The organism is Lysobacter antibioticus, from assembly GCF_000731095.1.
Taxonomy (GTDB): domain Bacteria; phylum Pseudomonadota; class Gammaproteobacteria; order Xanthomonadales; family Xanthomonadaceae; genus Lysobacter; species Lysobacter antibioticus_B.
The window spans coordinates 1-9,777 of sequence record NZ_JMTZ01000107.1; the positions used below are offsets into that span (position 1 = coordinate 1).

Sequence of the window (9,777 nt, forward strand, 5' to 3'; positions counted from 1 at the left end):
AAAGAAAAGGGCTCTCCTTGCAAGGGCACAGGCCACGAGTGCGATGCCAGCGCCGGAATTTTTCGATAGGACATCCTTGTCCTATCGAAAAACGGCGCACGTCCTGTGCGGCGCCCTCCGGGTCTCCACTTGACCGGCAAAGCAGCAGAGCAGCAGAGCAGGAGCAGCAAAGCAGAAAAGCAGAAAAGCAGAAAAGCAGATCAAAATCTCGGCAAAGGCAAAGGCAAAGGCAAAGGCAACGGCAACGGCGGGAACGTCAGCGCCAGCGCAGCCCATGCCTCGCCAACATCTCATCGATACGCCGCTGCGCATGCGCGCGATCGACCGGATCGGCGTCCGCCATCAGCTCGTCTACCAGTGCCCTGAACTGCGGCCAGAACTGCGCCTCGTGACGCAGCGATTCCAACCAAGGCGGCAGCATCTGCGACAGACGCTCGAGTCCGGCATCCAGTTGCGCCCGGGTCTTCATGGCTGCGGCCGCGGCCAGATCACCTCGACGTGGTGGATCGTCCGCCCGCCGAGCAGCGAGAACTGCAGGCCCTCCTGCACGACACCATCCAGTTGCAGTTGCGCAGCGCCGCCATCGGCATCGACCTGACGCACGTGGATCCGGTACAGGCTGTCGCCGTGGCGGTACTGGATCCGGTATTCAGGCCAATCGGCCGGAATGCAGGGTTTCAGGCGCATCGTGTCGCCGTGGCGCTGCAGGCCGAGCAGTGATTCCGTCAGCAAGCGGTACATCCAGCCGGCCGAGCCGGTGTACCAGGTCCAGCCGCCGCGGCCGGTGTGCGGATCGACGCCGTAGACATCGGCGGCGAGGACGTAGGGCTCGACCTTGTAGACAGTGGTGGCTTCGGCGTCGCGGGCGTGGTGGATGGGATTGATCATGCGCGCCAGTTCCCAGGCCCGCGCGCTGTCGCCGAGTTCGGCGAAGGCCATCGCCGCCCACACTGCGGCATGGGTGTACTGGCCGCCGTTTTCGCGCACGCCGGGCACGTAGCCGCGGATGTAGCCGGGGTCCTTGCTGGTTTTGTCGAACGGCGGTTGCAGCAGCTGGATCAGGCCGGCATCGCGCCGCACCAGGTATTGGTCCAGCGACTCCATAGCCTGGCGCGCGCGTTCGGGATCGGCTGCGCCCGACAACACCGACCAACTCTGCGAGATCGAATCGATCCGGCATTCGTCGCTGTGCACCGAGCCCAGCGGCGTGCCGTCGTCGAACCAGGCGCGCCGGTACCAATCGCCGTCCCAGGCATGGGTTTCCAGGTTCCCGCGCAGGCGCTGCGCGTGTTCGACGCAGTAATCGGCGAAGGCGGCGTCGCCGCGCCCGCGCGCGACCGGTTCGAAGCGGTTCAAGGTGTCGAACAGGAAGAAACCCAGCCACACGCTTTCGCCCTTGCCGGCGTCGCCGACGCGGTTCATGCCGTCGTTCCAGTCGCCGCTGCCGATCAGCGGCAGGCCGCGTTCACCGAGCAGTTCGGTGCCGCGCTTGAGCGCCAGCACGCAATGGTCGTAGAACGGCTGTTGGCGGGCCGAGACCAACGGCAGGTCGTAGTAGGACTCCTCGTCGGCGTTGACCGGGCGGCCCTCGACGAAACGCACGCGCTCGTCGAGCACGCTGCGATCGCCGGTGACCTGCAGATAGCGGCAGGCGGCCAGCGGCAGCCACAGGTAATCGTCCGAGCAGCGCGTGCGCACGCCGCGGCCGAGCGGCGGGTGCCACCAATGCAGCACGTCGCCCTGCGGGAACTGATGCGCCGCGCTCAACAACAGGTGTTCGCGGGTCAGCGCCGGCATCGCGTGCACGGTCGCCATCGTGTCCTGCAGTTGGTCGCGGAAGCCGAATGCACCGCCGGACTGGTAGTAGCCGCTGCGCGCGACGTAACGACAGGCCAAGGCCTGGTAGGGCAGCCAGCCGTTGGCGAGCGCGTCCACGCTCGGGTCGGGGGTCTCGACCCGGACCGCGCCGAGGGTATGCATCCAATGGATGCGCACCGCATCCAGCGCATCGTGGGCGGCGCCGCTGCCCTTGCTGGCTTGGGCGAGTTGCACGGCGGCGGCATAGTCGGCGCCGATGCCGAGGCGGAATACCGTTTCGTAACTCTCGTCGGCGGCCAGTGCGATAGGCACCTGCAGCGCCGCGCACGGGTCCAGCCCGACCCCGAGTTTGCCCGACAGGCGCTGCTTGAGCAGCGCCGCCGGTTGCCCGAGGTTGCCGTTGCGGCCGAGGAATTCGGTGCGGTCGGCGGTGAAGCCGGGTTGCTCGCCGTCCACGTCGAAGAAGGCGACGCGGCCGTCGAACTCGGTGTTGTAGGGATTGCGCGCGGTCAGCACGCCGCTGGCGCCGTCGAGCTCGCTGACCACGTGCATCTGCGACTTGACCCGGATATCGCCGAGCACCCATTCGACGTAACCGGTGGCCGACAGGCGCCGCGCGCGGCCGGACAGGTTGCGCAGCTTGAGCACCGAGTACTTGATCGCCTCGTCGAGCGCCACGTAGATCCACAGCTCGCTAGCGATGCCGTCCTCGATATGCTCGTAGACGCTGTAGCCGAAGCCGTGGCGGGTGCGGTAGGCGCCGCTGCCGCGACAGGGCAAGGGCATCGGCGACCAGATCCGGCCGCTGTCCTCGTCGCGCAGATAGAAGGCTTCGCCGCCGGTGTCGGCGACCGGGTCGTTATGCCAGGGGGTGAGGCGGAACTCGTGCGCGTTCTCGAACCAGGTGTAGCCGGGCGCGCTCTCGCTGACCACGGTGCCGAGCTGCGCATTGGCCATCACGTTCGACCAGGGCGCCGGGGTCGGCGCGCCTTCGCGCAGCACCACGACGTATTCGCGACTGTCGGCGGCGAACGCGCCGGTTCCGTTGTCGAACACGAAGGCCTCGGTCACCGCTTCGAACGGCCACGGGTCTTCGTCGGTGTCGGCGCGCGGAGGCGGCAGGCCCGGCAACGCCGCCGGATGCATCGCCGCGGCTTCGTCCATCGGCTCGGGCTCGTCGGGCGGGCCATCGGGCAGCAGCAAGGGGATCTCGCGCTCGGGCGGCACGTGGCGGCTGACCTGCGCGGCGAGAGTGCCGCGTTTGTCGCTGATGATCACCCGCGACACCGCCTGCAGCAGGATGCGGTCTTCCTGCGACATCTGCTGGCTCGGTCGCACGAAGATGCCGCCAGGCCGGTCGAGCACGTTGCCCTCGGGGCCGGCCGAGACCAGGCCGAGGATCTGCTCCTGCAGTTGCTGGCGATATCCGCCCTGTTCTTCGTTCCAGATCACCAGGTCGACGTTGAGCCCCTTCAGGCGCCAATACGCATGCGCCTGCACCATCTGCCGGACCAGCTCGATGTTGCCGGCCTCGGCGATCTGCAGCAGCACGATCGGCAAGTCGCCGGAGATCGAGTGGCCCCACAGTCCCGATTGCCCGCGCCGGTTCTGCAACAGCACCGCGTTATCGGCGCGCAGGAACGGATGTGCATACACCATCAGCCCGGCCAGCCGTTCGTACAACTGGGCATCGGCCTGGGAGGCGTTGATCTGGCGCCGCACCACCTGGCTGTGGGTCCAGGCCAGGTCGAACACGCGGTCGGCGAGGCGCCGGTCGCGGTATTTGTCGATCAGCCGGCTGCAGGCCGCGCGGTCGACGCCCACGCCCGAGACCATGTCGACGATGACGCTCTGCTCGGGCGCGAGCACGATGCGGGTGCGGATCGCGACGATCGGGTCGAGCACCGAGCCGACCGAATCCAACAGCGCCTCGGTCGCGGTGAGGGCCTGCGGCGTGCGCGGGGTGTTGCCGCGGCCGAGGAAGCGCGAGCGGTCGGTTTCGTAGGAGATCGTCTGGATGTCGGCATCGTGCACCGCGACCAGGTGGAACATCCACGGCGGTACCTCGTCGTGCGAGCGCGGCCGCCGCGTGCACAGCAGGGCCTGCTTGTCGCGGGCGACCTCGGTCTGCACGAACAGATTGCTGAAGGCCGGATGCAACTCGTCCGACAGCGACGAGGCCAGCACGACTTCGGCGTAGGTGGTGATCTCGATGGTGCGGGTGTGGCGCGAGCGGTTGCCGATGCGCAGACGGCGCAGCTCGATGTCGTCCTCGGCGGAGATGGCGATTTCCAGGTGAGTCTCGTAGCGGTGCTTGCGCCCGCGGTACTCGGCCTTGGCGTCGGAGAAGATCGCCTCGTAATGGTCCACCGGCACGCAGGTCGGCTGATAGGTCGCCGACCAGAATTGGCCGCTGTCCACGTCGCGCAGATAACAGAACGAGCCCCAGTGATCGCGCGTGCCGTCCTCGCGCCAACGCGTCACCGCCATGTCGCCGAGGCGGTTGTAGCCGCCGCCGGCGCTGGTCAGCAGGCTGTGATAGCGGCCGTTGGACAGCATCTGCACCGCAGGCCGGCCGGTGCTCGGGTTGGCGAATACCCGCAGTTGGGTCTCGCTGGCGGCGGGCGCGGCGCGTGCGCCGCTGGCTTCGGCCTCGTGCGGATGGAACACGCCGGTGCGCGGAATGCGTTCCTGCAGCAGCAACAGCGTCGCCTGGAACTCGGCATCGGCGACGAAGCGTTTTTGCATCGGCTGGTCGCGCAGCAGATAGTCCAGCGACAGGAAGGCCATACCCTGGTGGTGGGCCATGAACGAGCGGACGACCGCATGATCCTGCCCGCGCGGCACCCGCGTCGGGGTGTAGTCGATCGCTTCGTACAGGCCGTAATGGCCGGCGAAGCCCAGTTCGGTCAGGCGTTGCAGGTTCTGGCAAGCCGCTTCCGGCAGCACCATCAAGGCCATGGCGCTGGCGTAGGGGGCGATGACCAAGTCCTGGCCGAGGCCGCGCTTGAGCCCGAGGCCGGGCACGCCGAACGCGCGGTACTGATAGTTCATCCGCGTATCGACGGTGTTGTAGCCCGATTCGGAGATGCCCCAGGGCACGTCGCGCTGCCGGCCGTAGCGGATCTGCGCGAGTACCGCATGTTGCGCGGTCTGGTCGAGCAAGGTGTCGGGATAGCTCGGCATCACCAACTGCGGCATCAGGTACTCGAACATCGAGCCGCTCCACGACAGCAGGGTGGCGCCGCTGTCGATCTCGGTCAGCAGACGGCCGAGGGCGAACCAGGTCTCCTGCGGCAACTGGCCCTGGGCGATGGCGACGAAGCTGCACAGGCGCGCTTCGGAGGCGAGCAGGTCGTAATAGCCGGCATCCAGGCGCCGTTCCTCGACGTTGTAGCCGATCGACAGCAGATGGCGGCCGCGGTCGTAGAGGAATTCGTATTCCATCAGCGACAACTGCCCGGCGATATGCGCAAGGCGTTCGAGCTCGTGCACGCGTTTGCGGGCGCGGTCGCGCGCAAGTCCGTCCTGCGATGCCATTTGCAGGGTGCGCAGGGTCGGCATGCGTTCCATGAGGTCGGCCTCGGAAAGCCGGCTCTGTCCTTCCTCCGGTGTGCCGATCCCCGGCGCGAAGTGCAGCAATTCGTCCTGTGCGGCGCGGCAGGCGGCCGACAGCATCGTCGGCCAATGCGGGGCCGACGCGTCTTCCGGTGGGGCTGTGGGCGGCGGCAACGACGATTCGATCCCGAGCGCCCGCGACGACAGCCCCGCCAGCACGCGTTCGGCTTCCGGCAGCGACGCCGGCGGCTGCGCGCGGATGGCGTCGATGCGTTCGCGGAATGCGCTCAGGGCTTGTTCGAGTGGGGCGTCGATACGGCCGGCCGCGCGCAAGGTTTCTTCGAGCACGCCGAAGGTATCGGCCAGGCCGTCGAAGGTATGCCGCGCCAACACCGGCTCGTCGATCAACGCCAGCAGGCCTTGGCGCAGGGTCAGCAGGTGCGCGGCAAGATTGCCGCTGTCGACCGTGGACACATAGCGCGGCGGCAGCGGCAGCAGGGTTTCGGTGTCGTACCAGTTGTAGAAGTGGCCGCGATGGCGCGGCAGGGTCTCCATCGTGGTCAGCGCCAGGCGGGTGCGCTCGATCAGCCCGCCGGCCTGCAGATAGCCGAAGTCGTAAGCGCCGAGGTTGGCGAGCAGCGACAGGCCGATGTTGGTCGGGGAGGTGCGCCGCGCCACCACCAGGCTCGGATGCTCCTGGATGTTGTCCGGCGGCAGCCAATGATCCTCGGCGCGGATGTGGATCTCGAAGAAGGCCCACGTGCGGCGCGCCAGTCGGCCGAGGAATTTCAGCTGGGTCTGCGACAGACTCGCGCGACGCTGCCTCGGCGGCCGTCCCAGCCAGGCCATGAGCGGCGGCGACAGCAGCCACAGCAGCAGGACCGGGGCGGCGACCCACAGCGACGCCGGGTTGATGCGCGACAGCGCGGCCGCGACGGCGAGGGCGAACGCAGGCGCGAACCACATGCTGCGCAGTTCCGCGCCGACGCCGCTGCCGAGACTGCGCTCGACTTCGCTCGACGGGTTCCATTGCAGCAAGCGGCGGCGACTGATCGCCATCCGCCACACGCTGCGGGCGATCGCACCCAGACTGAAGAAGGCTTCGTACGGCAGACAAGCCAGATTGACCGCGGCGCGTTGCATCTGTCGCGCGATCGAGCCGACCACCTGCATCAGATGGGTTTCCAGCGCCATGTCGACCGGGCGAGTGGCCAAGTCCCAGCACGCCAGGGCGAAGGTGGGCACCAGCCACAGGCTGAGCAGCCACAGGGTCCAGGCCAAGGGTTGCGGCAATATCGCCCAGCCGGCGACCAGCAGCGCGGTGGCGGCGGCCGGCACCAGGCTGCGGCGCAGGTTGTCGAGCAATTTGCCGCGCGACAGCCACGACAGCGGATTGGCTTCGTAGCCGCCCTTCATCCGCGGCACCCAGGGCAACAGCCAGGGCAGCAACTGCCAATCGCCGCGGATCCAGCGATAGCGGCGCTTCACGTCGGCGGCATAGCGCGAGGGATAGTCCTCGAACAGACGCACGTCGCTGATCAGGCCGGCGCGCGCATAGCAGCCTTCGAGCAGATCGTGGCTGAGCACGCGGTTTTCCGGGAAGCGGCCTTCCAGGGCGTACTCGAACGCGTCGACGTCGTAGATGCCCTTGCCGACGAACGAGCCCTCGCCGAACAGGTCCTGGTAAACGTCGGAGACCGTGCGCGTATACGGATCGATGCCGGCTTCGCTGCCGTACATGCGCGCATAACGCGAGCCGCGGCGTTCGCTCATGCCGGTGCCCACGCTGGGCTGCAGGATGCCGTAGCCGCGCGTCACCCGCCGCCGGCGTTCGTCGAAGCGGGCCTGGTTGAGCGGATGGGCGAGGGTGCCGATGAACTCGCGCGCCGCATCCCGGGGCAGGCGGGTGTCGGTGTCCAGGGTGATCACGTAGCGAACGTTGGCGAGCACCTCGGTGTTGCCGGTCACCGCCATGAAGGCTTCGCACGCACCGCCGCGCAACAGGCGGTTGAGCGCGGCGAGCTTGCCGCGCTTGCGCTCGTAGCCCATCCATTTGCCTTCCAGCGGGTTCCACGTGCGGGGACGATGGAGCAGGAAGAACAGGTCGCCGCCTTCCGGGGCATAGCGCGCATTGAGTTGTTCGATCTGGCGCGAGGCATGCGCAACCAGGGCCGCATCGCCGGGCAAGTCCTGTTGGTCGGCGTCGAGGAAATCGGTCAGCAAGGCGAAATGCAGGTAGGCGTCGCGATTGGCCAGGAACCTGACTTCGAGCCCTTCGACCAGGCCGTCGATCGCATCGACGCTGCCGATCATGCTCGGCACCACCACCAGGCTGCGCGAGCTCGACGGCAGGCCCTTGGAGAAATCCAGGCGCGGCAGCGGCTTCGGCGCGACCAGCACGGTAGCGATCCAGTTGACCAGGGTGATGCCCAGTTCGCTGAAAGCCAGCAGGCTGAGCGCCGCGAACAGGCACAAGGCCACCGCCGGAAGCGGCGCTGCGTATAGCTCGGACAACAATCCGTAGCCGAACAGCGCGGCGATCGCGGCGATCGGCAGCAGATACACGGACAGAGGCATCCTGCGCGAGCGCAACCGGACCGGCTTGCGCGCGTCCGGCGAGGCGGCGACCGCGGCCTTGATCTCGTTGGTGCCGTCGTCGATCAGGTAATAGCCGACGTGGGCCTTGCCATCATCGACCTCGCCGGACTCGAGCGCCAGGCTCAGGGCCAGGCGCGCCACGTCGATCTCGCTGACGCCGCTTTGGCGCGCGATCTTCTCGACCACGTGCCGGTACATGTCGCGGGTGTTGAAATCCATCTTCGCATAGACGCCGATCGGATCCTCGCGCAGGGTCCGGTCGACCAGGCTCATGGTCTCGACGAACTCGCGCCAATCCATGTTGGCCAGGAAGCGCAGGCTGCCGATGCTGTTGCTGATCGATACCTGGTCGGCGGCCTGCTGTTGGCTCTCGGCGCGCACCAGTTCTTCGACGCCGTGGGCGCTATCGGCCAGCCATTGCTCGATCCAGCTCATCGGCATGGCCAGGACCGCGCTGCGGCCGTGCAGGCCGCGGGTCAGCTCGGCCACGAACGCGCCCGACATCGGCGGATTCGAGCGCGCCATGTCGGCCACCACCAGCACCACGTTCTTCGGGTTGGCGTCGGCGGTGTCGTTGAGCAGTTCGGCCCATTCGGCGGCGCGGCGATGATCGGCGCCGTCGCGCATCACCCGCACGGCCATGCGGCGCAGGTTCTCGATCAAGGCCAGGCGCAGCATGATCGGAATCGCCCACAGCTCGCCGAGCTTGAGCGGCGTCACCGTCTGGTAAGCGGCGACGAAGCGGGTCATGGTTTCGGCGTCGATGCGGCCGTCGCCGTGGGCGATGGCCTCCATCGCGAGGTCGTAGACCCGCGGCAGGCCGGCCGACGGGCCCAGGCTCAAGGTCGGCAGCTCGCGGCTATAGCCCTTGGGCAGATGGCGGCGCGCGGTGCGGATCTGTTCTTCGATCAGGTAATAGTTGTCGAGCAACCATTCGCCCGCCGGAGTGATGCGGACCTCGTCCTGGACCATCTGGGTGAGCAGGGTGCTGGCGGCGTCGAGGATGCCTTCGTTCGCGCGCAGACGGCCCAGCAACAAGTCCGAACCCGTGCGCGCCCGCACCCGATGCGCATGCGCGAGGGATTTGCCGTGCCGTTCCATCTGCTCGGCGCTGAACAACTGCGAGCGCAAAGGTTGTTCCGCTTGCCACGGCTTGCTCGTCGCCGCACGTCCCCATCGCCACAGCCGTCGGCGCAAGCGCAACCACTGACTGAATATTCGCCATACATTGGGCATGCAAGATCCCAGGCACTTCAGCCTTCAAGAGCGGGATCATTGCATTTACATGGGCAGGCGATTGTGAAGTCGCCGCCGAGCGCGGCCAATACGCCGTGCTGACTGGCTTGTGGACTGTGCGCGGCCGAAATGTGCGAGCGATCGCAGTAGCGAATGCGCGAAAGGCGACCGATGCGGCGGTTCCGCAGCCGGGTCGGCGAGGGGCGGGAGCGTCGCGATCATCCGCTGTGCCGCTGGCGCATGATCCTCGGCGGCGATATCGTCATCGCCATGCGCTGCCGATTGCGGCGAGGCTGGCGCTTTGGCCTGTTGGGGAAGGGGGGCGCCGGCGCCGGTCGTCGCCTGGAGAATTGATCGGTTCCCAAGTTCTGGCCGGAGACCCAAGCCGCGCGGTCGCGACTCACGTCGCTCCTACAGGAGTTCTCGCCCTTGCCGTTGCCGTTGCCGTAAAGATTTTGCTGTTGCCGTTGCTGTGCGTCGCCTCGTACTCGCGAAGGCAGAAGAAGACCCAGAGGGCGGCCCGCATGGATGCGGGCCGTTTTTCATCGGGACAAGGATGTCCCGTAT

At 67.5% G+C, this 9,777-nt stretch carries 2 protein-coding genes; both read right to left on the minus strand.

Going from position 1 to position 9,777, the window contains the following annotated elements; translation table 11 throughout:
• Positions 1 to 256: 256 nt before the first annotated feature.
• A complete protein-coding gene (locus EX88_RS0121595) occupies positions 257 to 469 on the minus strand; it encodes a hypothetical protein (protein ID WP_031374059.1) in 213 nt (70 codons plus the stop codon).
• Positions 466 to 9,210 (minus strand): glycoside hydrolase family 94 protein, encoded by an 8,745-nt coding sequence (locus tag EX88_RS0121600; RefSeq protein ID WP_152566410.1) that lies wholly within the window; start codon positions 9,208 to 9,210, stop codon positions 466 to 468. The genes EX88_RS0121595 and EX88_RS0121600 overlap by 4 nt, the downstream gene beginning before the upstream one ends.
• Positions 9,211 to 9,777 lie beyond the last annotated feature (567 nt).

Excerpts from the sequence above, each read along its gene's own strand:
- EX88_RS0121595 (WP_031374059.1), bottom strand. The coding sequence starts at position 469 with ATGAAGACCCGGGCGCAACTGGATGCCGGACTCGAGCGTCTGTCGCAG.
- EX88_RS0121600 (WP_152566410.1), bottom strand. The coding sequence starts at position 9,210 with ATGCCCAATGTATGGCGAATATTCAGTCAGTGGTTGCGCTTGCGCCGA.